The organism is Clostridium sediminicola (assembly GCF_050402865.1).
GTDB lineage: Bacteria > Bacillota > Clostridia > Clostridiales > Clostridiaceae > Clostridium_AF > Clostridium_AF sediminicola.
The window spans coordinates 91,325-117,076 of sequence record NZ_BAABMF010000004.1; the positions used below are offsets into that span (position 1 = coordinate 91,325).

General features: G+C 29.0%; 15 protein-coding genes. 14 read left to right on the plus strand and 1 reads right to left on the minus strand.

Going from position 1 to position 25,752, the window contains the following annotated elements; genetic code table 11:
- Window positions 1-288 precede the first annotated feature (288 nt).
- The 13 genes from ACQ3F0_RS09275 to ACQ3F0_RS09335 all read left to right on the plus strand — a co-directional run bounded on the left by ACQ3F0_RS09275 (window position 289) and on the right by ACQ3F0_RS09335 (window position 22,422).
- A complete protein-coding gene (locus tag ACQ3F0_RS09275) occupies window positions 289-1,014 on the plus strand; it encodes a GntR family transcriptional regulator (protein WP_428864953.1) in 726 nt (241 codons plus the stop codon).
- A 151-nt stretch (window positions 1,015-1,165) separates the two neighbouring features.
- The gene (locus ACQ3F0_RS09280; protein WP_428864954.1) at window positions 1,166-2,131 is read left to right on the plus strand and encodes an SIS domain-containing protein; all 966 of its coding nucleotides are present in this window, start codon (window positions 1,166-1,168) and stop codon (window positions 2,129-2,131) included.
- Between the two features lie 11 nt (window positions 2,132-2,142).
- Entirely contained in the window at window positions 2,143-2,985 is an 843-nt protein-coding gene (locus ACQ3F0_RS09285) for a fructoselysine 6-kinase (RefSeq protein WP_428864955.1), read from the plus strand.
- A gap of 34 nt (window positions 2,986-3,019) precedes the next feature.
- On the plus strand, window positions 3,020-4,348 hold the full coding sequence (locus ACQ3F0_RS09290) for an ABC transporter substrate-binding protein (protein WP_428864956.1): 1,329 nt from the start codon (window positions 3,020-3,022) through the stop codon (window positions 4,346-4,348).
- 85 nt (window positions 4,349-4,433) lie between these two features.
- Window positions 4,434-5,318, plus strand: coding sequence for a carbohydrate ABC transporter permease (locus ACQ3F0_RS09295; RefSeq protein ID WP_428864957.1), 885 nt, complete (start codon window positions 4,434-4,436; stop codon window positions 5,316-5,318).
- 40 nt (window positions 5,319-5,358) lie between these two features.
- Window positions 5,359-6,192, plus strand: coding sequence for a carbohydrate ABC transporter permease (locus tag ACQ3F0_RS09300; RefSeq protein ID WP_428864958.1), 834 nt, complete (start codon window positions 5,359-5,361; stop codon window positions 6,190-6,192).
- Window positions 6,193-6,251: 59 nt separating this feature from the next.
- On the plus strand, window positions 6,252-7,268 hold the full coding sequence (locus tag ACQ3F0_RS09305; protein ID WP_428864959.1) for an SIS domain-containing protein: 1,017 nt from the start codon (window positions 6,252-6,254) through the stop codon (window positions 7,266-7,268).
- 78 nt (window positions 7,269-7,346) lie between these two features.
- Entirely contained in the window at window positions 7,347-8,744 is a 1,398-nt protein-coding gene (locus tag ACQ3F0_RS09310) for an MATE family efflux transporter (RefSeq protein ID WP_428864960.1), read from the plus strand.
- Window positions 8,745-8,757: 13 nt separating this feature from the next.
- On the plus strand, window positions 8,758-9,423 hold the full coding sequence (locus ACQ3F0_RS09315; RefSeq protein ID WP_428864961.1) for an HAD family hydrolase: 666 nt from the start codon (window positions 8,758-8,760) through the stop codon (window positions 9,421-9,423).
- Window positions 9,424-9,480: 57 nt separating this feature from the next.
- On the plus strand, window positions 9,481-10,488 hold the full coding sequence (locus ACQ3F0_RS09320) for an SIS domain-containing protein (RefSeq protein ID WP_428864962.1): 1,008 nt from the start codon (window positions 9,481-9,483) through the stop codon (window positions 10,486-10,488).
- 30 nt (window positions 10,489-10,518) lie between these two features.
- On the plus strand, window positions 10,519-11,427 hold the full coding sequence (locus tag ACQ3F0_RS09325; protein WP_428864963.1) for a DMT family transporter: 909 nt from the start codon (window positions 10,519-10,521) through the stop codon (window positions 11,425-11,427).
- 150 nt (window positions 11,428-11,577) lie between these two features.
- Window positions 11,578-16,959 (plus strand): AAA family ATPase, encoded by a 5,382-nt coding sequence (locus ACQ3F0_RS09330; protein WP_428864964.1) that lies wholly within the window; start codon window positions 11,578-11,580, stop codon window positions 16,957-16,959.
- A 111-nt stretch (window positions 16,960-17,070) separates the two neighbouring features.
- Window positions 17,071-22,422, plus strand: a complete 5,352-nt coding sequence (locus ACQ3F0_RS09335; protein ID WP_428864965.1) for an AAA family ATPase — start codon at window positions 17,071-17,073, stop codon at window positions 22,420-22,422.
- Window positions 22,423-22,488: 66 nt separating this feature from the next.
- Here ACQ3F0_RS09335 and ACQ3F0_RS09340 read toward each other — a convergent pair whose 3' ends face one another.
- On the minus strand, window positions 22,489-23,130 hold the full coding sequence (locus ACQ3F0_RS09340; protein WP_428864966.1) for a cyclase family protein: 642 nt from the start codon (window positions 23,128-23,130) through the stop codon (window positions 22,489-22,491).
- A gap of 201 nt (window positions 23,131-23,331) precedes the next feature.
- On the opposite strand from ACQ3F0_RS09340, the gene ACQ3F0_RS09345 reads away from it, so the two are divergent.
- A complete protein-coding gene (locus ACQ3F0_RS09345) occupies window positions 23,332-25,677 on the plus strand; it encodes a helix-turn-helix domain-containing protein (protein ID WP_428864967.1) in 2,346 nt (781 codons plus the stop codon).
- The last annotated feature ends 75 nt before the right edge of the window (window positions 25,678-25,752 follow it).

Here is a 25,752-nt window from a genome sequence, read left to right on the forward strand (position 1 = left end):
GTTTTTTTAATACCTAGATCTATTAACGGGATAAGTTATTAGAATCATTAAAACTCAAAATTGAATTTTACTGGTAATAATGAATTTCTGACTGAGAAAGCGATATGAAGAAATGATGTCTTGAAATAATAATTACCATTAAAAGTAAAAAAAGTGAAAAAACTATTGATTTCATTAATAAAATTAGATATAATTGAGATAAGAATTGGAAATAAATAACAAATAATATTTTGAGTGGTATATACCATATTCATCAGTTTACAGAATAAAAACGCAACGGAGGGAATTATGAAAGCAAATTATTTACCACCTCTATACATACAAATTAAGAACTTTTTAATAGAGAAAATCCTAAGTAACCAATATGATGAATACTCAAAACTTCCTTCTGAAAGAGAATTGAGTGAAAAATTTAATGTTAGCAGAATGACAGCAAGAAATGCTCTTAATGAAATAGTTAATGAAGGATATGCTTTTCGAGAAACTGGAAGAGGAACCTTTGTTGTAGGAAAAAGATTTAGAAGAGACTTTGTTAAATTAGAGAGTTTTTCTAAACGTTTAAGAAGTAGTGGTATAACTGATATTTCTACTGAAGTAGTTGATAAAAAAGTGATTGAAGCAGATAGTTTTATTTCGGAAAAACTTAATGTTTTAATAGGGACAAAATGTTATAAGCTTGTTAGGTTAAGGGTGGGAAATAAAAAAACGATGTCTTTAGAATATTCATATATGTCCGCTGATAAACTTCCACATTTACTTGACTATGATTTTAGTAAATTGTCATTATTTCAGACTATAGAAGAAAAATATTTTTGTAGTTTACGAATTTCGAAATCAACCCTTGAAATGGGATATTTGAATAAATATAATGCAAAGCTATTGAATGTAAAAGAAGGTAGTGCTGCTTTCATTATTAAAGCAATTACTTACGATGATAAGGACAATGTTATTGAGTATTGTGAATCCTTTAATAGGGGAGATTTATGCGTATTTTCTTATGAATTAGTAAAATAGTATGATGTCAAAATAAGTGGTATATACCAAAACATACGGTACGTGGTATATACCATAGAAAGTAGTATATAGTGATAAGAATTATAAAAACTTAAAATACTTGATAATGATGTTATTAATTATTTTATATAAAATTTTTGGAGGGGATAAAATGCAATTGAAAGAGATAATTAAAAGTATTAGGGAAGAAGAACCAGAAGTAAAAAGTATATTTTTGGTTGGATGTGGAGGATCTCTAGCAGATTTGTATCCTGCTAAGTATTTACTAGAAAGTGAGACAGAAAGATTTAATATTGGTTATTATTCAAGCAATGAATTTGTACATGCTACTCCGAAATTGTTAAATGAAAAGAGTATTGTAATCGTTTGTTCTCATGAAGGTGAAACTCCAGAAACTGTTCAAGCAGCAGCAATTTCAAAAAAAATTGGAGCAAAGACTATATCAGTAACTAACAAGCCTAACTCTTCATTGGCTGAAAATGGTAATTATGTAGTTTTATATGATTGGGGAGAGGAATCTAATGGCAAAAGTAGCAAGATGGGTGTTGTACTAGAAATTGCTTTTGAAATACTTAAACAATTTGAAGATTATGCGAATTATGAAAATGCTCAAGATGCATTCGATAAAATTGGTTTAATTACTGAAAAAGCTGTTCAATTTGCAGGTAAAAGGGCAGATGAATTTGCTGAAAAATATAAAGATGAAAAAATATTTTATGTTATGAGTAGTGGAGCAAGTTATGGTAATGCATACTCATATTCTATCTGCTTATTGATGGAAATGCAGTGGATAAATGCATCAGGTATACATTCAGGGGAATATTTCCATGGACCATTTGAAATTACAGATAGAGAGGTTCCATTTATTGTTTTAATTAATGAAGGAAGAACAAGAGCATTAGATGAAAGAGCACTTAAATTTTTAAAGAGTTATGGAGAAAAACTTATAATTTTAGATGCTAAAGAATTAGGTTTAAATACTATAGATGATTCAGTAATAGAATTCTTTAATCCTATATTATTTACATGTGTTTTAAGAGAATATGCTGAAAAATTAGCTATTGCTAGAAAGCATCCATTAAGTCAAAGAAGATATATGTGGAAGTTAGAATATTAAAGGGTGATTATATGATTAAAGTACTAGGATTAGGAGATAACGTTGTTGATAAATATATACATCTTAAAACTATGTTTCCAGGTGGTAATGCATTAAATTTTAGTGTCTATGCAAAAGAAAATGGTGCAGAATCCGCATATATAGGAATATTTGGTGATGATGAAGCAGCAGAACATATTATTAGGGTGTTAAAAGAACTTAAGATAGATACAAGCTATTGTAGAAAGTATCATGGGGAAAATGGATATGCAAGAGTAAATATAGTAGATGGAGATAGAGTTTTTCTAAAAGGTAATGGTGGAGGAATTTCCAAACAAAAGCCCATTAAACTAAATCAAGAGGATTTGAAATATATTAATAATTTTGATCTAGTACATACAAGTTGTTACAGTTTTATTGAGGAAGAGTTAACAAAGCTAAAGGATTTAGATGTACCAATCTCCTTTGACTTCTCAGATAAAATCGAAAAAGATTATCTCCCAAAAGTATGCCCATACGTCGATTTTAGCTTTATGTCATGTGGGAATTTAACAGAAGGTGAAACAAAAGAAAAATTAAAAGAGGTTATAGACTATGGATGTAGTATGGCATTAGCAACAAGAGGAATAGAAGGGGGCATATTGTATGACGGTATAAAATTTTATCATCAACCTTCCAAAAAAATCAAGGCCATTGATACACTTGGTGCAGGAGATTCATTTGTAACAGCATTTTTATTAAATTTAATTAAAAGTGAGTATAAGACAAATCTCAATAAAGAAGAAGTTATAGAAGATTCTTTAAAGAAAGGTGCTGAGTTTGCAGCTGAATCTTGCCTGGTACAAGGTGCATTTGGATATGGAAAAAAATATTAATAGGGTTATGAAACAAAAAATGGGGGGTACAAAAATGAAAAGAAAGTTTAAGGCGTTAAGTTTGTTTTTGACACTAAGTTTATCTACAGCATTAGTATTTACAGGGTGTGGTAATACCAATAACAGCAGTGGAAATGATGATAAATCAGTAGCAGCAGATAGTGATAGTGTAGTAACATTGAAGCTATTACACAGATGGACTCAAGAACCAGATAGTACGTTCTTTAATGAAGTTGCGGCAGAATATGAAAAAGTAAATCCGAATGTTAAAATCGATGTTCAGTCGATTTCAAATGATCCGTTTAAAGAAAAGATTAAAGTTGTTTTAGGTACAGATGAAGCACCAGATGTATTTTTTACATGGCCTGGAGATTTCACAAACAGATTTATTAGAGCAGATAAAATTTATGATTTGACAGATGAGTTAGCTAAAGATGGATGGGGAGATACTTTTGTAGAAGCTCAAGTTGAACCATTTAAATATAAAGACAAAGTTTATGGAGTTCCATACAGATTAGATGGAAAAGTATTTGTCTATAACAAGAAGATATTTGATGAAGTAGGGGTATCAGCTCCTAATACTTGGGATGAATTTATTGAAGTTTGTGAAAAAATTAAAGCAGCAGGAATAACACCTATTTCTTATGGTAATGTAGCACAATGGGCATCTACTCATTACTTAGGCACATTGAATCAAAAAGAAGTTCCTAATGATGTAACACTTAAAGATTATGATCCTGAATCTGGAGAATTTACTGATCCTGGATATGTTAGAGCTTTAGAAAAATATTCTAAGATTATCTCATATTGCAATGCGGATACTAATTCAATTAAGCATTCGGAAGCTAGAGTGAATTTTATAAATGAACAGTCAGCTATGATGTTTGTAGAAATCATTGAATTTCCGGAGATAGATAGAGCTGCTGAAGAAGGATTTGAATACGGAGTATTTAAGTTCCCTGATATAGCAGATGCAAAGGGCGGTAATAACCATTTAACTGGATATCCAGAAGGTTTTGTTGTTTCTGCAAACACAAAACATCCTAAAGAAGCTGTTGATTTCTTGAAATTCTTGACAGGAAAAGAAATGGGTGTAAAAGAAGCTGAGGATTTAGGATTTATTAATGGAATTAAGAATGTTGTAGGTAAAGGCGTTGTCACTGATAGCATATACGATACTACTCAAATAGTGTTAAATGCTGAAGGTATGACAAATTGGTTGGATTCAGCGCTACATGCTAAAGTAGGAAATGTGTATATGGTTAATGCACAAAAATTAGCAGATGGAGCTATTACTCCAGAGCAATTTATGAAAGAAGTTCAGGAAGCTGCTAAAGAGGTTCGTGCAGAGATGGGGAAATAATAAGTAATTATCAATAGAATCTACAAGTATAGCAAATTTAATATATTGCTATACTTGTAGAATCCTAATTAGGAGGAAAGTACATATGACAAAAAAAAGTAAGAAATGGGCACCATTTTTTTATATGTTTCCTGCCCTACTATTTATATTGATTTTTATATACATTCCAATAATTGAAAATTTCTATTATAGTTTCTTTAAAATGAATAGTTATTCAGATAATGTGATTTTTGTTGGTCTTCAAAATTATAAAAGAATATTTTCTGATTCCATATTTTACACAGCATTAAAAAATAATGGGCTGTATGCTTTAATTTCATTGATATGTCAGATTGGATTCGGACTATTTCTGGCTATTATTCTTGAAAGTTCATTGATAAATAAAAAAATGAAGAACATATTTAGAAATATTTATTTTTTACCATCTCTTATTTCAATAACCGCGATAGGATTATTGTGGTATTTCATTTATAGTCCTAACATTGGTTTGATAAATGCGGTATTAACTCAAATTGGACGTGAAGATTTAACACGTGCATGGTTGGGGAATCCTAAGACAGCCATATTTGGTGTTATAGCAATGAGTCAATGGCAGTGGGTTGGATATATAACAATGCTTCTTATTGTGGCAATACAAAAAATTCCGACTGAACAATACGAAGCAGCAGAAATAGATGGTGCAAGTGGAGTGCAAAAAGCATTTTTAATTACAATTCCTAATATAAAAGAAATGACCTTAGTTACTTCTGTAATAACAGTTATTGGGGCTTTTCAATTATTTACTGAAGTATATATATTAACCATGGGGGGACCATATGATTCTACTCAGGTTTTGGGTACATATATGTATGATTCTGCATTTATATATGATGAAATGGGATATGCTTCAGCAATTGCAGTTATTATATTTGTTATTACATTTACATTATCTGTATTAGAATTAAAAATTTCTAAGAGTGGTAAAGAATAATAATACAATTGAAGGAGGAAATGTATAAAGGAGGAAACAAATGAAACTAAAAAAGAATTATTATACTGCAAAGGTTTTCGTATATATACTATTGTTTGTTCTAGTAGTGCTTGTAGTTTATCCAATGTTTTGGCTTATTTTAAATTCATTGAAATCCAATAAAGAGCTTTTTACAAATTCATTAAAATTACCATCAAAACTTTTATTTAGCAATTATATAAAAGCGTGGAATATGGGAATTTCGAAATACTTTTTTAATAGTATTTTTGTTGCAGCATGTTCCATAACTGCAACAGTTTTTATCGGGGCATGTTGTGCTTATGGGTTAACGAAATATGAATTTAAAGGTAAAGAGATAATATTTTATCTTATTATAGGAGGCTTATTGTTATCTCCTCAGGTAGCTTTGATTTCTTTGTATAGAATACTTCAAAAACTTCATATATATAACACATATCTGGCTATGATATTACCTTATATCGCATTTAAATTACCATTTGCAATATTTCTTATGAGAGCGTATTTTATGTCTTTTTCTAGAGACCTTGAAGATGCTGCTTACATAGATGGCTGTAGTTCATTTGGAGCATTCATAAAAATAGTTTTACCAATTAGTAAACCTATATTAGCATCTACAGCAATAATGACATCAATATTTGTTTGGAATGAATTTTTATTTGCTCTTGTATTTATAGAGGATAAAAAATTAATGACATTACCTATAGGATTATCTACTTTTAGAGACGCATTAAGTACAGATTGGACAACAATGTTAGCGGGTATAGCAATAGCTTCTCTGCCTATGTTTATCCTATACTTCGCTATGCAGAAGCATTTTGTTAGAGGATTATCTCAAGGAAGTGTAAAGGGATAAGAATGTAGTTCGTAATTGAAATAAAAAGCGAAACAGATTATATTAAGGGAGGTATTTTAATGGTAAGAAATGATAATGTTATTTACAAAAAAATGATTGAGGAAGGGATTTCTCAAAAAGAAAGAATTGAAAAAGTTGTAAGTAGTATTTTTAATGAAAAAAAGCATATTGAAAATATCTTTTTAGTTGGTTGCGGAGGATCACTTGCTGTTATGTTTCCATGTAAATATGTATTAGAAACAAATTCTAATACACCTGTATATATATATAATGCTAGTGAATTCAATGCATTAAAGCCAATTAATTTAACATCAAAATCATTGGTAATATTATCATCATATTCTGGGAGTACTCCTGAAACTGTAGAGGCTGCAAAATATATAAAAACTATAGGAGCACCTACAATTGGTTTTACAGGAAAAGAGGACTCTCCATTAGGGGATGCAGTGGACTACGTCTTTGCAAACTATGCAGAGACAGGGGTAACTGATTCAAAAATAATTATGCTGTATCAAATTATATTTAATGTATTGAAATACAATGATGATTATAAGAAATATGATGAAGTTATGAAGGCGATGAGTACATTAGGTGATAGCCTTGTAAAAGTAAAAGAAAAGGCAGAACCTATTGCAGAAAAATTTGCTGAAGAAAATAAAGATGAAGAATTCTTTATGACACTCGGTTCTGGGATATGTTGGGGTGAGACTTATGCATATGCAATTTGCATTTTAGAAGAAATGCAATGGATTCATGCACAGCCTATTCATGCAGGAGAATTCTTCCATGGTTCATTTGAAGTAGTAAGAGAAGATACAAATTTATTGATTTTTAAAGGTGAAGATAAAACAAGATCATTAGTAGATCGTGTTGAAAGTTTTGCAAATAAGTATACCAAGAAATATACACTTATAGATACAAAAGATTATGAATTACCTGGTGTTCCAGAAGAGTTTAGAGAATACTTTTCACCATTAATCCTTTCAGCAGTATTAGATAGATTCTCAAAACATTTAGCAGATAAAAGAGAGCATTCTTTAGATATTAGAAAATATATGGGTAAAGTTCAATACTAAATTATAAATTTAATAGGCAGGAAGAGATTCTTGCCTTTTTGTATGCATAAATTTAAAGCATATTTAAGAGGATGATAAATGAAAAAATATGAAAAAGATAATGATTTAACAGAAGGAAAAATTTTAGAATCATTAATAAAATTGGCATTACCTATTATGGGAACTTCTTTTATTCAAATGGCATATAGCATAGTGGATATGATTTGGGTCGGCAGGTTAGGAAGTAAATCTGTTGCTGCTATTGGAACAGCAGGTTTTTTTACATGGTTAGCAATGGCTTTTATTCTTATACCTAAGACAGGGGCAGAAATTAGAGTTGCTCAATCAATAGGTAGAAAAAATATAAAAGAAGCAAACAACTTTGCAGTAAATACCATACAATTAACTATTGTTTTAGCAATATTATATGGGACTTGTCTCTTAATATTTAAAAGGCAGTTAATCTGTTTTTTTAATATTAAAGATACCAAAGTTATCAATGAGGCTATTAGTTACTTGGTGATAATTTCTATGGGTATGTTTTTTTATTTTATAAACCCTGTTTTTACAGGAATTATTAATGGATATGGGAACAGTAAGACACCATTCATTATTAATACTATTGGATTAGTAACTAATATGATCTTTGATCCTTTGATGATATTTGGAATTGGTCCTTTTCCGTTATGGGGTATAAAAGGAGCTGCTATAGCGACTATTCTTTCACAACTGATTGTGACTATAATTTTTATTTACTTTATTAAAGCAAGGATACAATTATTTTCAGGATTTTCTTTATTTAAAATACCTGATAGAGATAATATAAACACTATTATAAAGCTTGGTTTACCAGTGGCTTTTCAAAGTGGATTATTCACTATATTTTCTATGTTCATTGCTAGAATTGTTGCTAGTTGGGGTCCGGAACCCATAGCAGTGCAAAAGATTGGTTCTCAAATAGAGTCCATCTCTTGGATGACAGCTAGCGGATTTGCAACAGCACTTAGTACATTCGTTGGACAGAATTATGGTGCAAAAAAGTGGGGACGGATTTACAAAGGGTATATATTATCTATGGGAGTTGTAGCTATATTAGGAATAATTGCTACATGTCTTTTAATATTTGGTGCAAAACCTATCTTTTCTATTTTTATTAATGAAGAAGAGACTGTTAGGCAAGGCGTTGTATATTTACGAATTTTAGGTATAGCCCAGTTTTTTATTTGGATAGAAATAACAACATCTGGAGCATTTAATGGACTTGGAAGAACAATTCCACCATCTCTTGTGGGTATTATATTCAACGGACTTAGAATACCAGCATCAATGATTCTTTCAGACGAAAGATTACTAGGTTTAAAAGGAGTATGGTGGAGCATAAGCATCAGTGGTTTGTTAAAAGGAGTTATATTGACCACATGGTTTATTGTTTTTATATGGAAACATCCTGAGATAAATGCTAAAAACGGAATTGAACATTTTTTTAAAAGCAAGTAGGAAGGTGATAAAGTTGGGTAAAATAGATTTAGTAATTTTTGATATGGATGGTTTAATGTTTGATACTGAAAAATTATCCAAAGATATATGGACTAGAGTGGCAGAAAAATATGGATATACATTCAGAAAAGGTTTTTACGATAGAGCAATAGGGGCAAATTCAAGAACTACTGAACAAATGTTTTATGATGATTTTGGATTTGATTTTCCATATGATAAATTAAGAAAAGAAAAAAATCTTTTGATGGATGAACATCTACGGAAGAACAAATTAGTCATAAAAGATGGGTTAATAGAGTGTATAAAGTATTTAAAAGAAAACAAAATAAAAACTGCAGTTGCATCTTCGAGTGGAAGAGTAGTCATTGATAATTATATGGCTTTAGCTAACATACAAGAAACATTTGATTACATTATTAGTGGAGATGTTGTTACAAAGGGAAAGCCACATCCAGAAATATTTTTAAAATGTTTAGAGTATATAGGAGTAAAATGTGAGAATGCACTTGTATTAGAAGATTCAAGGAATGGCATATTGGCTTCTATTGAAGCAAATATAAAGGTTGTTTTTATACCGGATTTAGCGGTGGTTGAAGAAGAAATACAAGATAAAGTGTACCAAAAAGTTAAAAGTTTGAAAGAAGTTCCTTCTATAATAGAAGCAATAAATAAGAAATGAAATAAATTAATTTTTTGTAATAATTAATTAAAAATGATTCGTATGGAGGAGATTTTTATGCTAAAATTTAATGTGGAAGAATTCTTGGAAAATGGAAGAAAGACATATGATCTTAGAGGTAAAATAGAATCAGTATCTGATATGCTAAGTAAAGATGGATATGAAAACATCATTCTTACAGGTGTTGGGGGAACTACAGCTGAACTAGCATCTGTTGAAGTTATTATAAAGCATTACTCAGATGTACCTGTATATTTGCTAAATGCGGCAGAAGCATTATTACAAAAGAATAAGAACATTACAAAAAACTCTTTAGTTATAACAGGATCAAAATCAGGGGATACAAAGGAAACTGTAGCTATCTGTAAGTATGCAAAAAATCTTGGCTCGGAGGTTATTGTATTCACAGGCAGTGAAAATTCTCCGTTAGCTAAAAGTTCCACACAAATGATTAAAAGCCAAATTGGAGGAATGGACAATGCTTATTTAAGATTCTATTTATTCGCATTAAGATTGTTATATAACAGAGGGGATTTCCCTATGTATGAAAAATTTGCTGATCAAATGGCGAACTTACATGCAAATTTAGCAAGATTAAAAGAAGAATATGATCCAGTAGCAGCTGAAATTGCAAAAAAATACTGGGAGGAACCATATCAAATATGGGTAGGATCTGGTGTTTTATATGGAGAACTTTATATGTTTACTATGTGCATACTTGAGGAAATGCAGTGGATGCGTACAAAATTGGTTTCATCTGCAGAATTCTTCCATGGAACACTTGAATTAGTAGAGAAAGATGTACTAGTATTCTTAGTAAAGGGTGAAGATGAATTACGTCCTTTAGATGAAAGAGCTGAAAGATTCTTGAAAAAAACAACTGATAAATTAGTTGTAATTGACACAAAGGATTTCAAATTAGAAGGAATTGATGATGAATTTAGATATATTTTATCTCCTATATTATTTAATAATGCCACAAGAGGAAGATTATGTGAACACTATGAGGCAAATTCAGGACATGATTTAGAATACCGAAGATATTATCGTCAATTTGAATATTAGAACTTTATTAGGTTAGTAGGGAGAATGTAAATGAATAGAGTAAAAGGCAGTATATTTATAATATTATCAGCAGTAATTTTTGGATTCACGCCAATTTTAGCAAAGCTTTCATACTTAGGTGGCAGTAACGCTATAATGCTAACATTTCTGAGAAGCTTTATAGCTTTACCAGTGTTATATTCCATATTGAAATATAAAAGAATCTCTTTGAGGATAACAATAGAACTAATGAAGAATATCATTATTCTGGGTTTTTTTGGCGCAACACTAACTACTTTTTTCTTATATACGTCTTATAATTATATTTCAGTGGGAGTAGCTACTACTATTCATTTTGCATATCCAACATTTGTAATTCTTTCTTGTATACTAATATATAAAGAAAGGACTAGTGTAAATAAAATTTTATCACTTATTTTAGCTACGTTTGGGGTATTAATGTTTTTAGGGAATAATGAGGGGGCAAGTATGATAGGTATTTTATTAGCTTTGCTTTCAGCAGTATCATATGCATTTTTGATGGTTTATATGGACAAGAGTGAATTAAAAGAATTACATCCAATTAAATTATCATTTTATTTATGTATAATAATTGCCTCTTCTATGTTTATTTATGGGTTAATCACAAATAGCTTAACATTAAAATTAACTCCTAGGGCTTGGCTGTATTCATTGATAGTATCTTTATGTGTGTCCGTTGGAGCATTATCATTATTTCAATTAGGAATTAAATATATAGGAGCATCAACAGCATCGATTTTGAGTATGTTAGAGCCAATAACAAGTATTATCCTAGGTGTTATCATATTACATGAAAATATATCGCTATTAAAAATAGTAGGTAGTTCATTGATTGTTGCAGCTGTAATAATCTTAACTAGGGAAAAGAATGAAGAATGTGATTTAAATTTAGATATAAGCTATAGTAATCAAAATTAAATATCATAAAAGTATCAAGCATAATTCCTAAATTCTATAGGAACTATGCTTTTTTTTACTTATTACCCCAAATCGACAAAAAATATTGTTATAAAGTGGTAAAATAAAAAATGAAATCTAGAAAATATTTGATGAATTGAGGGGTTAATTATGAATAAAGAAGAACAAATGTTAAAGACTTTTATGCAATGTAAAAAGATAGATATTGATGAATTTATAAATATATTTATTAATACTGTAGAGGCTTTAGAGGAAATTCATAAGAAAAAGATCATTCATCTAGATATTAATCCTGAGAATATTTTAATCAACAGAAAAGGAGAAGTAAGAATTATAGATTTTTTTCGGTCTGTTTCTCTAAAAAGGAGCAAGTTAGCTTATATAGCACCAGAACAGACAAAAAGAATAAATAAAAAAGTGGATTATAGAGCTGATTATTATTCTTTAGGAATTTGTTTTTATGAGCTATTAACAGGGGAAACTCCTTTTAAAAATCAGGACTATACTGAACTTGTTTATTCACATATAGCAATAGAGGCTATTGAGCCTAATAGAATAAACAAAGAAATTCCAAAAGTAATTTCTGATATTATTATGAAACTTATATCAAAGATGCCGAAAGATAGATATCAGAATTTGAAAAGCTTAAAAGAGGATTTGAAAAAATGTAAAAAAGATTTTTATGAAAAAGGAGAAGTAGAATTTTTTGAAATAGCAAAAGATGATATCTGCAATATATTTGAAATATCAGATAAATTATATGGTAGAAATGAAGAGATTGAAAAATTGCAGAACCTTTTTCAACAGATTAAGTTGGGATCTAAGGAATTAGTATTAATCAAAGGGTATCCAGGAATAGGAAAATCTTCTTTGGTAAAGGAAATCAATAATAAAGTAGTTAAAGAAAAAGCATATTTTATAGGGGGTAAATTTCAGCAATTTGAAAATAATACTCCATATAGTGCTATAATTGCAGCACTAAAAAATTTAACTAAAGATTTACTAAAGGAATCTGGAGAAAATTTGCTTCGTATTCGTAAACATATATTAGACGCTATTGGTAATAATGGGAGAGTTATCACAGAGATTATTCCATCTTTAAAATTAATCATTGGAGAGCAAAAATCAGTACCAGAACTTGGAATTATAGAATCGCAAAATAGGTTTAATCGTGTTTTCCAAGATTTTATTAGTGTAGTTTCAAGTGAAAATTGTCCTATTGTAATGTTTATAGATGACATGCAGTGGGCAGATTCTACAAGTATAGATTTTATAAAAATGATTATGATGAATAAATCTATTAAAAACTTATTAATTATAGGAGCATATAGAGATAATGAAAGTATCGTAAGAAATCCTTTAGAATCAATGATTAATGAACTAAACGAAAATGAGATAAGTGTTAATAAGATAAGTTTGAGTTCATTGAATGAAAAAGATATTAGTATACTTTTGAGTGATACATTTAATGAGGCTAAGATAGATGAAGAAAAGCTGAATGAGTTATCTAGGTTTGTCTTTGAAAAAACAGGCGGCAATCCATTTTTTATAAGACAATTTCTAGGATATTTATATAAGAAAGAATATATATGGTTTAATTATGAAGAGATGACTTGGTATTGGAGTATCGAAGAAATAAAAAAAGAAAATATAACTGAGAATGTAGTTGAATTATTAGTAGAGAAGATAAAAATATTAACTCCTAGTGTTATTGAAATTCTTAAACAAGGAGCATGTATAGGAAATACATTTACATTATCTACCTTAGCTATTATAAGTAAAAGGCCAAGTGAAGAAATAGAAAAGGATTTGGAGGAAGCTATAAGGGAAAGAGTGATTAGCGTTAGCAGAAAACATAATGGTTCTTTACAAGAAAATTTAAAATATAGCTTTCTTCACGATCGTATTCAACAGGCTATTTATTCCATGATATCAAATAGTGTGAAAGAAGAAACACATCTAAGTCTTGGTAAAATGTTACTTAAAACATATAGTAACAATGAAGATAGAGAGAAGTTATTTAAAATATTATGGCATTATAATTCAGCTATAAATATTATTGATAGCCAGGAAGAAAAAATTAAATTAGCAAAGTTGAATCTAGAAGCAAGTATAATGGCGAAAAAGTCTTCTGCTTTTGATTTCTCATTTTTATATTTAAATGCAGGTATTGAATTATTGGAAGAAGGTACATGGAAAGAAGAATATGAATTATCTTTACAATTATATTCAGATGCAACTGAAGGAGCTTATCTTATAAATAATTATGAGATAATGGATTTGTATGGTGAAAAAGTTTTAAAAAATGCAAAAAATTTGATTGATAAAGTTAAAGTTTATAGAGTGAAAATTGAAGCTTATCAAGCTCAAATGAGATTTCGGGAAGCTTTGGAAATTGGTTTATCAGTTCTAAGATTAATGGGATTAACTTTACCTACTAGACCCAATCAAACGGAGATTGAGAAAGCCTTCTATAACATAAAAGAAGTTATGAAAGAAGTTAATGTAGAAAATTTAATCGATTTACCTCTTATGAGTAATCCTATAAAAGTGGCCGCTATGGAGATTATGATGAGTACTATAACTGCTACTTATAAGGCAAATCCAATGATGACGCCAATATTAGCATGTAAGATGGTTGAGTTTTCAGTGAAATATGGTAATTCACCTCTTTCAGCGGGTGCGTATACTTTTTATGGGCTATTACTTTGTAAGAAAATGAATGAAATTGAGTTAGGATACAATATTGGAAAATTAAGTATCAATATGCTTGATAGAGAAAATTCAAATAAACATAAGGCTATAGTTTTGGATATGAATAGTTATTGTATAAAGCATTGGAAAGATCATCTTAAGTCAACACTTGATGGGTTTGAAGAGGGATATAGAGTTGGAGTTGAAAATGGAAATTTTGAAAATGCTGCTTGCTGTTTGGCTGGACATGCTAAAAATTCATTTTATTTAGGTCGGTCGCTCCAAATTCTTGAAGAAGAAATCGGAGTAAATGTTAAAAATATAGAAAGAATAAAAAAGTGTGCATCGTTGAATTATGAAAAAATTTTTGGACAGTTAGTTTTAAATATACAAGGAAAAGTAACAGACCCTTTGGTACTAACAGGTGAAATATGTAACGAGAAAAAGATTTTTTCAAGTGTACAGAGTGCTGGCGATTTGTTAGGAGAGTTCTTTCTTTATTTAAGTAAAACAATACTATTTTATAACTTTGGGGATTATTATGGAGCACTTAAGAATTCAGAAAAAGCAAATGAAAATGTAGGTGTAGCTGCAGGAATGGTAGATACAGCTATTCTAAATTTTTATGATTCACTTTCTAGACTAGCTCTTTACGATAGCGTTTCAAATAATGAAAAAGAACAAATATTATTAAAAATTTCTGAAAATCAAGCAAAATTAAAATTTTGGTCAAAATATGCTCCGATGAATTTCATACATAAATATTATCTTGTAGAGGCAGAACTTCTTAGAATTAAGGGAGAGACTTATAAAGCTTTAGAGTATTATAATAAGTCAATCTTATTAGCAAAAGAAAATGATTATATTAACGAAGAAGCTCTAGCAAATGAGTTAGCTGCAAAATTTTGTTTGCAAAATAATCATCCTAAATATGCGAAATTACATTTTGAAGAAGCTTACGAATGTTACGATAAATGGGGAGCAGAGGCTAAACTGAAATATCTTATGAAGAACTATAAAGAATATTTAGATGATAGTGAAAAAAATAATTTGAATTTAATTGAGACTACTGCTTCACCATTACAGTTAATTGACATTAACACGATTATGAAAGCAAATGAGGCTATATCGAAGGAAATAGTTTTAGATGAACTTATAAAAAGATTGATTTCAATTCTTATGGAAAATGTTGGTGCTCAAAAGGTAGTTATAATTATGAAAGAATATCAGAGGTTTGTAGTAAAAGGTGTAAAAGAAGCAAATGAAGAAAAAATAAGTATATTAGAAGGTATAGAATTGGACAATTACACTAATATTCCTAAGAAAATTATTAATTATGTAAGTAGATCAAAAGAAGCAATTATTATAAATGATGCAAATAATTCTGTGATTTTTGGTAATGATTTGTATCTTTCAGAGGAAAAAACTAAATCAGTTTTATGTTCTCCTTTAGTAAAAGGAGGAAAATTACAAGGAATAATTTATCTTGAAAATAATTTAATGACAGGTACTTTTACTGAAGATAGGTTAAAAGTTCTAGAAATGCTTTCTTCTCAAATTGTAATTTCAATTGAAAATGCTAAATATTTTACTCTATTAGAGGGATATAATGAAATCTTAGAAGAGAGAGTTGCAGAAAGAACCACTAAGTTAGAGGAAGAAAAAAACAAGTTACAAAAATATCTTGATGTAAGTAAAGATATTTTTATTGTCATAAATGAAAAAGGGGAAATAACTACCATTAATAAAAGAGGCTGTGAACTTTTAGGTGACCAGGAAGCGAATATTATTGGTAAAAATTTAGGGGATAATTATCTTGTAGATGAAGAAAGAAAAAAAATAAGGGAAATTTTTTATTCTAATAAGAATGAAGAAGAAGCTTTTTATTTAGAAGGAAATTTTATTACTACTAATGGTGAAAAGAGAAAATGCGTTTCGCACAACGAGATTATTAAGGATGAACATGGGAATATTGAAAGTGTATTAATTTCTGCACTGGATATTACTGAAATAGAATTATTAAAAGAAGAGCTTCAATATAACAAGCTTAAAATTGAATTTTTTGCTAATTTATCTCATGAGCTAAAAACACCCTTAAATCTTTCTTTCTCAGCATTACAGATGTTGGATTTATATAACAAGAAATACTCTGCAGGTGAGGGGAAAGAAAAATTTGAAAAATATATTAACATTATAAAGCAAAATAATTATAGGCTGTTAAAGTTAGTTAATAATATTGTGGATATTACAAAAATAAACTCAAATCATTTTAATGTTGCTTTAGAAAATTGCGATATTGTAGATATTATTAAAAAGATTACTTTTTCAGTATCAGATTATTGCAATAATAAAAGTCGTATAGTGAAATTTGATTCTCATGTAAAAAAGAAGATAATTGCATGTGATGCTTTTAGCATTGAAAGGATTATGTTGAATCTTTTTTCTAATGCTGTGAAATGTACAGATGAGGGAGATGAGATTTCAGTAAATATATACGAAAAAGAAAATTTTATAGTTATAGCGCTTAAAGACTCTGGTACAGGCATCCCAGAAGATAGACAAAAAGTTATTTTTGATCGCTTTAGACAGGTAGATAAGTCTTTTACTAGAAGAAGTGAGGGAAGCGGTCTTGGGTTAACGATAGTTAAATTGCTTCTAGAATTGCAGGGTGGGTTAATCTCAGTGAATAGTAAATTAGGAGAGTTTACGGAGTTTATAATTCAGTTACCAATAAAGGTATTAAATAATAAGGATGTTCAATTGAAGAATGGAAATACTGAGGAAACTAAATTCATAGATGTTTTAGATATAGAATTTTCTGATGTATATGGATTGTAGATAAAATATTATGTTTTTTTTACTAATTCCCCCAAATCGACAAAAAATATTGTTAGAAAGTGATAGAATTAAATTGAAATTTAGAAATTTCGGTGAATTGAGGGGCGAATTATGAATAAAGAAGAACAAATGCTAAAAACGTTTATCTCAAAAAAAACAGTAGGTATTAAAGAATTTCTAAATATATCTATATATACTGTTGAAGCTTTAGAAGAAATTCATAAGAAAAAATTTATTCATCTGGGTGTTAATCCAGAGAATATTTTAATTAATCTAGAGGGTAAAATAAGAATTAAAGATTTTTTCAAATCTGAATCTATGAAAAGAAGTAGTTTGGCTTACATAGCTCCAGAACAGACAGGACGGATAAATAAAAAAGTAGATTATAGAGCTGATTATTATTCTTTAGGAATTTGTTTTTATGAACTATTAACAGGGGAAACTCCTTTTAAGAACCAAGATAATACAGAACTTATTTATTCACATTTAGCAATAGAGGCTATTGCTCCTTATAGAATAAATACTGAAATTCCAAAAGTAGTTTCTGATATTATCATGAAACTTATATCAAAAATGCCAAAGGATAGATATCAGAGTTTAAAAAGTTTGAAGAAAGATTTGAATATATGTGAAAAAAGTTTTGATGAAAAAGGGGATATAGAATTTTTTGAAATAGCAAGACAGGATAAGTCAAATATATTTGAAATACCAGATAAATTATATGGAAGAGATAAGGAGATTAATGAGCTACTGAATCTTTTCAAAAAGGTTAAAAATGGTGATAAAGAATTAGTATTAATTAAAGGTTATCCGGGAATAGGAAAGTCTTCTTTGGTAAAGGAAATTAATAATAGAGTAGTTAAAGAAAAGGCGTATTTTATAGGTGGTAAATTTCAACAATTTAAAAACAACTCGCCATATAGTGCAATTATTGTAGCTTTAAAAAATTTAATAAAAGATATACTAAAAGAACCTAAAGACAAATTACTAAATATACGTAAAAAAATATTAAAGTCAGTAGGCAATAATGGAAGCGTGATTACGGATATTATTCCTTCACTAGAATTAATCATAGGCAAACAAGCTCCAGTTCCTGAACTTGGAATTATAGAATCACAAAATAGGTTCAATTTTGTTTTTCAAAATTTTTTGGGTGTAATCTCCAGCCAAGAATGTTCTATTGTAATGTTCATTGATGACCTCCAGTGGTCAGACTCAGCAAGTATAGGTTTTATAAAAATGATTATGGAGAATAAATCAATTCAAAATCTGTTAATTATTGGTGCATATAGAGATAATAAAAGTATTTTAGTAAAACCTGTAGAATCTATGATAAATGAACTCCATAAAAAAGGAATTATAGCTAATAAGATAAGTTTAAATCCAGTTAATGAAAACGATATTAGAATGTTTATAGAAGATACATTAAAGTGTACAGAAAGAGATCGAAATGAGTTAAAGAAATTATCCCATTTTGTATATGAAAAAACAATAGGGAATCCATTTTTTGTAAAACAATTTTCTGAGTATTTATACAAACAAGGATATTTGTGGTTTAATTATGAACAAATGAAGTGGTGTTGGAACATTGAAGAAATAAAGAAGCAAAATATAACTGAGAACGTAGTGGAATTATTAGTAAGAAAAATTAAAATATTAAATCCAGAGACTATTGAAATTCTTAAACATGGAGCTTGTATAGGAAATACATTTAGTTTAACAACTTTAGCTATTATAAATAAAAAGCCAAAGGAATCTATACAGAAAGATTTGCTTCAAGCTATTAATGAAGGATTAATAAATGTTGGTAAAAAGTATAGCTTTGCTCATGATCGTATTCAACAGGCCGTTTATTCTATGATCCCTGATAGTGTAAAAGGTGAAACACATTTAAAAATTGGTAGGTTGTTATGGGATAATTACGATAACTGTCAAGAAGTAGATGAGCTATTTGCAATAGTAGGTCAGTATAATGCTGGTAGAAATACTATTGAGAATATTGAAGAAAAAATTAAATTAGCTAAACTTAATTTAAAAGCAAGTAGAATGGCAAAAAAATCTTCTTCATTTGATTTCTCATTTTTATACCTAAAAACAGGTATAGAATTATTGGGGGGTGATGCATGGTTAAAACATTATGAACTAACTTTACAATTATATACCATGGCAACAGAAGGTGCTTATCTTATAAGTAATTATAATATGATGGAGTTTTATGCTGAAGAAGTATTAAAAAATGCAAAATCCTTAATTGATAAGATTAAAGTTTATACGACAAAAATAGAAGCTAATCAAGCTCAAATGAAATTGCAGAAAGCTTTGAAAACGGGTATATCAGTCCTTGAATTAATGGGAATAAACATGCCTATTAACCCAAATCAAACTGATATTGAAAAAGCTTTTGATAATGTGGAAGAAGCTATGAAGGGAATGGATGTGGAAGATTTAACTAAGTTACCTATTATGAGTGACCCTGTAAAAGTGGCAGCTATGGAGATTATGCTAAGTACCACACCTGCCACATATAAGGCAGCACCTATGATGACCCCAATATTAACCTGTAAAATGGTTGAAATTTCAATAAGATACGGCAATTCCCCGTTTTCAGTAGGAGCTTATACTTTTTATGGAATGATCCTTTGTAATGTGAGAAATGATATAGCAAAGGGATATAGAATAGGTAGAATGAGTATTGATTTGGTTGAAAGTCAAAATCTAAAACAATATAAGGCAAAGGTTTTAGAAATTGATAATTATTGTATAAAGCATTGGAAAGAACATCTTAAATCAACTCTTGATTCTCTAACTGAAGGATTCAAATCAGGAATGGAAAATGGAGATTTTGAATATGGTGGGTATTGTTTGCCGGCACATACGAAAAATTCATTTTATGTTGGGCATCCACTATCAGTTGTGGAAGATGAAGTAACAACTAATATAAAAAGTTTAGAAAAGATAAAACAAGGTTTATCATTAAATTATCAAAAAATTTTTGGACAATTGATTTTGAATATGCAGGGAAAATCAAAAAACGTCATGGAAGTTTCCGGTGAAATGTGTGATGAAAACAGAATACTTTGTCTTTCTAGTAAAATTGGTGATATGATAGGATTATTTTTCTTATATCTAGTTAAAACAATATTATATTATCATTTTGGGGAATACGATAGAGCAGTTAAGACTTCAAAAAAAGCCGAAGAAAACATAGGTGGAGTGGCAGGAATGGTGGACATTGCTATCCTAAATTATTATGATTCACTTTCAAGACTTTCACTATACCATAGTGTTTCAAATAATGATAAAGAGCAGATATTATTTAAAGTTTCTAAAAATCAAGTAAAATTAAAATATTGGTCAAAATATGCTCCAATGAATTTTTTACATAAATATTATCTTATAGAGGCAGAACTTTTAAGAGTCAAGGGTGAAGGCTTAAAAGCGGTAGAATATTATAATAACTCTATTGCTTTAGCTAATGAAAATAACTATATAAATGAGGCAGCATTAGGAAATGAACTAGCAGCAAAATTTTGGATACAAAATAATAATCCTAAATACGTAAAATTACATATTGAAGAAGCGTATGAAAAATATTACAAATGGGGTGCGATGGCTAAAGTAAACCATCTTAAAGAGAAGTATGGCAAATATTTAGAGAATAGTTATGATGATTATTTAAGCTTGAGCGAATGTGCTGCTACTTCATTAGCTCAAATCGACATTAATACAATTATGAAAGCAAGTGAGGCAATATCACAGGAAATAGTTTTAGAGGACCTAATAAAAAGGCTAATTTCAATTCTTATGGAAAATGTTGGTGCACAAAAAGTAGTTATAATTATGAAAGAAGGTCAACATTTTGTTGTAAAAGGTGTAAAAGAGGCAAATGAAGAAAAAATACGTATATTAGATGGTATAGAATTGGACAATTACAGCAATATTCCTAAGAAAATTATTAATTATGTGAGTAGATCAAAAGAAACTATTATTATGAAAGATGCAAGTAATTCAGTAATTTTTGGTAATGATTTATATATTTCAGATGGAAAAACTAAATCAGTTATATGTTCTCCTTTAGTAAAGGGAGGTAAAGTGCAAGGAATAATTTATCTTGAGAATAATTTAATGACAGGTGCATTTACTGAAGATAGATTAAAGGTTCTAGAAATGCTTTCTTCTCAAATTGTAATTTCAATTGAGAATGCTAAATATTTTACTCTATTAGACGAGTATAATGAAATCTTAGAATATAAAGTGGCAGAGAGAACTTATAAATTGGAAGAAGAGAAAAACAAATTGCAAAAATATCTTGATTTGAGTAAAGCAATATTCTTTGTTCTTGACTCTGAAGGAACTATAATGAATATTAATAAAAGAGGTTGTGAACTTTTAGGTGATGATGAAGTAAATATTATTGGTAAAAGTTTAGTTGATAATTATTGTGATGAGGTAGATAGAAAAAAAATCAGAAAAGCATTTATATCAAAGAAAAATGAAAATATAGCTTTCTATTTGGAGGGAACTTTTATTTCTTCAAATGGAGAAAAGAGAAAATGTGTTTCTCACAACGATATTATAAGAGATAAGAATGGAAATATAGAAAAGTTATTAATATCGGCTTTAGATATTACAGAAATAGAATCATTAAAAGAACAGCTTGAATATAACAAACATAAAATTGAATTTTTTGCCAACCTATCCCATGAGTTAAAAACACCTTTGAATCTTTCATTTTCAGCATTACAGATGTTGGAGTTATATAATAAAAAATACTCTATAGGTATCGGAAAAGAAAAATTTGAAAATTATATTAATATCATAAAGCAGAACAATTATAGGTTATTGAAGCTAGTTAATAACATTGTTGATATTACAAAAATAAATTCGGATAATTTTAGTGTTGTTTTGCAAAACTGTGATATTGTTGATATTGTAAATAAGATTTCTAAGTCAGTAATATATTATTGTCATAATAAAAAACGTATAATAAAATTTAATTCTAGTGTTAAAAGTATGTATATAGCCTGTGATGTTTTTTGTATAGAAAGAATTATGTTAAATCTTTTCTCCAATGCAATGAAATTTACCGATGAGGGAGACGAAATTTCAGTAAGCATATATGAAAAAGATGAGTTTATTTGTATAGCTGTTAAAGATACAGGGACAGGCATTCCGGAAGATAAACAAAAGATTATTTTTGACCGTTTTAGACAGGTAGATAAATCATTTACCAGAAGAAGCGAAGGGAGCGGTATTGGACTTACTATAGTCAAACTACTTCTCAAATTACAAAGAGGTACAATTACTGTAAATAGTGAGGTTGGAAAATATACAGAATTTATAGTCAAGTTACCAATTTGGATATTAAACAATGAAGATAGCCAATTAAAGAATGAAAAAATTGAAGAAACAAAATTGATTGACACTATGGATATAGAATTCTCTGATATATATGGATTATAGACAAGTTTAGGGACAGGGTTCAACTTTTGAAAGTTGAACCCTGTCCCTGAATAAATTCTGAACAAATTAAATAATAGCTACTGCTCTTACTGGAGATCCTTCTCCGCCTTTAAATTTTAATGGCATAGCTATAAAAGTAAATTCTTTGTTTAATAGCTTGTCTAAATTTGTGAGATTTTCTATTATTGTTTTTTCTTTTGTCATTAGAATTTTGTGAAGTTTAAGGTCTGCATCAGATAAAGGATCTATTGATGCGTATTCAAAGCCAATTCCTCTTATTGTGTCATGATCTCTTACAAATTCAACTACTTCTTCTGAAAGATAAGGGAATTCACCAAAAAATGCTTCTTGGCCCCAATATTTTGCCCAGTCACAATATATCAATATAAATTCCTTATCAGACACATCGATATTATCAAATATTTCCATGCCTATTTTTTCACCTTTACCATAACTACTGCAATCAATAACTATACCTTTTCCTATGAAGAAACCCATATCTTGAGTATCTGTATAATACCCTTCTTTTGAGACATGTGTATTACAGTCAATGTGGGTTCCTAAATGAGTTATCATATCAAACTTTATGATTTGATAAGTATCATCGTTATTTTTCACATCTCCTATTTGTTGAAAAGTCGGTTCTGGTGCTCCTGGAAAAACCGGCATACCATTCTCAAAAGTGTGAGACAAATCTAATACTTGCATTATTTTCCCCCTTAAATAAAGTCATTAAGATGTTACGTATATGGTAAACGTTAACATGCAATATAAATAGTATAACATAAAATACAAATAATAAGAAGCATGTAGCAAAAATAACAAATTATAACATTGGGTAAATATAGTTTTTATGGTATTATGTTTAAATAAAACAAAATCATAAAAAACAACAAAGGTTGTGATAAAGTGAACTTACTAACACAATATAAGAAGAAGAGAGTACTTAGAACATTTTTTATATCATACATTTTAATGATGGCTATGACTATTGTGATTGGTAGTATTAGTTATATAGTTACTTTTAATACCATAACAAGTAGTGTTGAAGAGTATAACTTGGCCATGCTTCAGCAAGCTAGAACTATTCTAGATGAAAAAATGTCAACAATACAAAGTCTGGGGCTAGAAATAGCTTCTAATTCTTACGCTCTAAAAACCGCTCAGGCCGATTCTCTGGATAATAGTAGCAATATTTATACTATATATAATCTGATAAATGTACTTAGAGCTTCAAAAAATACCACGGACTTTATCAAAGATATTTATATATATTTTTCAAAGACAGATACTGTAGTAAATTATGCGGGTAAGTTTAGCGCTGATTTATTTTATGAAAAAGTTGAACCATACGAAAATATAACTTATGACCAGTGGAAAGATATATTTAGAAAGAGAAGTTTTAGAGAGTTTATGCCTGTAGAAAAAATTAATTATGAATCTTATTCTACAGAAGCATTAACATTCTATCAGCCACTTGGAGCTTATAAATTTGATACCTCAGTTGGTGCGGTAGTAATTATGATGGATAAAGAAGTTATTGATAATTTATTAGAAAACATTAATTTAACTTCCAGTGGTGCAGTATTTATTTTAAATAATGACAATGAAATCATTATGAGCATAGGAAATAACGAACTTATCAATGATATAAAAAAAGAAAACTTATATACAGGGTCTGATTTTTATAATACTAAGTTTGGGAAAGTGGTAGTAAGCTCCGAAAATTCCAGGAGTAGCAAATGGAGATATGTTTCAGTTGTACCTATGACTTCTTTCTATGAAAAAATTTCTTTGGTAAAAAAAGTTACATTCAGTATAACTCTGGTACAGTTAATTTTAGGAATATTTCTTGCTTTGACAATGTCAAAAAAAAATTATGCTCCAATAAGAAAAACTTCAGAAAAATTAATGGAGTTTATTGGCTACCAACCATCAGAGTATAACAATATTGAAGATTCCTTTAGTTTCATTCAGAGAGTTACATCTAATACCATTAGAGAAAATACAATAATAAAGGAAAAAATGAATAGTTTAAATCCTTTACTTAGAGCAGATTTGATTGGTCAACTTTTAAAAGGGACAAATTATAATTCTGATAAACTAACTGAAAATTTATTAGATGCAGGAATAACATTTAATGGGAATAGATTTGTTGTTATGAAAATCCATATTGATGATTGTACTAGATTTATAAAAGATAATTCTTTACAAGAAAATGCTTTGGTTAAACTAATAGTAAGTAATATAATGGAAGAAATAGGTTCTGAACTATTTATAGTTTATACTACTGATTTTGATTTAGATCATATTGCAATAATAATAAATTATTCATCTGTTTCAAATAATAATTACCAACTAGAATGTGACCAACTTGCACATTTTGCATATGAAAGTCAAAGAATGATATCTAATAGATTTAATATATTTACTAGCATAGGTATTAGCTCTATTTATGATGGTGTTGATAATATTAGTAAATGTTTTAAGGAGGCAGAAGAGGCACTAAATTATAAGATGATTAAAGGATCTGGAAGTATTATCAACTTTAAAGAAATAGAAAATACTGCTGGAAATTATCAATATACTTTTGAAACCGAGATGAACCTAATAAATAGTATTAAAACAGGAGATTTTGATAAGGTTAATATGATACTTAAAAATATCTTTAGTGAAAATTTTGGGTGCATTGAGCAATCATTAGACATGGCTCGTTGTCTGTTTTTTGATATGATAAGTACTTCTATTAAAGTTATGGATGAACTACATATTGCTCAAAACGAAGTATTCGGAGAAAATTTTAATGTATTAAACCGATTACTAAAATGTAGGACTGCTCCAGAAATGCATGAAAAATTGAGAGATATTTACCTAACTCTGTGTAATTACATTAACAGTACTAAGAAGAGTCATAATATTGAGCTTAGAGATAGGATAATAGATTACATAGAAAAAAATTATGGTGACAATGGGTTAAGTTTGGTAAGTGTAGCTTCTAGTTTAGGTATTAACTCATCCTACTTATCCTATTTCTTTAAGGAACAGGTTGGAGAAAATTTCATAAATTATATTAGCCGATTAAGAATAAATAAATCAAAAGAATACCTGAGTAGTACTTCGCTAACAATGCAAGACATTGCAGAAAAGATAGGATATGCTAATAGCGGCGTTTATATCAGAGCTTTCAAAAAATACGAAGGAAATACTCCGGGTAGATACAGAAAAGCAATGAAAAAGAATGAAATAGGATTATAAAAACATAGAATATAAAATTTTGACCATTGTTATAAAAAACTACAATGGTCTTATTAACGGTTTTCAAAATATAAG

Coding starts and splice junctions, on each gene's coding strand:
- ACQ3F0_RS09275 (WP_428864953.1), top strand. CDS start 289: ATGAAAGCAAATTATTTACCACCTCTATACATACAAATTAAGAACTTT.
- ACQ3F0_RS09280 (WP_428864954.1), top strand. CDS start 1,166: ATGCAATTGAAAGAGATAATTAAAAGTATTAGGGAAGAAGAACCAGAA.
- ACQ3F0_RS09285 (WP_428864955.1), top strand. CDS start 2,143: ATGATTAAAGTACTAGGATTAGGAGATAACGTTGTTGATAAATATATA.
- ACQ3F0_RS09290 (WP_428864956.1), top strand. CDS start 3,020: ATGAAAAGAAAGTTTAAGGCGTTAAGTTTGTTTTTGACACTAAGTTTA.
- ACQ3F0_RS09295 (WP_428864957.1), top strand. CDS start 4,434: ATGACAAAAAAAAGTAAGAAATGGGCACCATTTTTTTATATGTTTCCT.
- ACQ3F0_RS09300 (WP_428864958.1), top strand. CDS start 5,359: ATGAAACTAAAAAAGAATTATTATACTGCAAAGGTTTTCGTATATATA.
- ACQ3F0_RS09305 (WP_428864959.1), top strand. CDS start 6,252: ATGGTAAGAAATGATAATGTTATTTACAAAAAAATGATTGAGGAAGGG.
- ACQ3F0_RS09310 (WP_428864960.1), top strand. CDS start 7,347: ATGAAAAAATATGAAAAAGATAATGATTTAACAGAAGGAAAAATTTTA.
- ACQ3F0_RS09320 (WP_428864962.1), top strand. CDS start 9,481: ATGCTAAAATTTAATGTGGAAGAATTCTTGGAAAATGGAAGAAAGACA.
- ACQ3F0_RS09325 (WP_428864963.1), top strand. CDS start 10,519: ATGAATAGAGTAAAAGGCAGTATATTTATAATATTATCAGCAGTAATT.
- ACQ3F0_RS09330 (WP_428864964.1), top strand. CDS start 11,578: ATGAATAAAGAAGAACAAATGTTAAAGACTTTTATGCAATGTAAAAAG.
- ACQ3F0_RS09335 (WP_428864965.1), top strand. CDS start 17,071: ATGAATAAAGAAGAACAAATGCTAAAAACGTTTATCTCAAAAAAAACA.
- ACQ3F0_RS09340 (WP_428864966.1), bottom strand. CDS start 23,130: ATGCAAGTATTAGATTTGTCTCACACTTTTGAGAATGGTATGCCGGTT.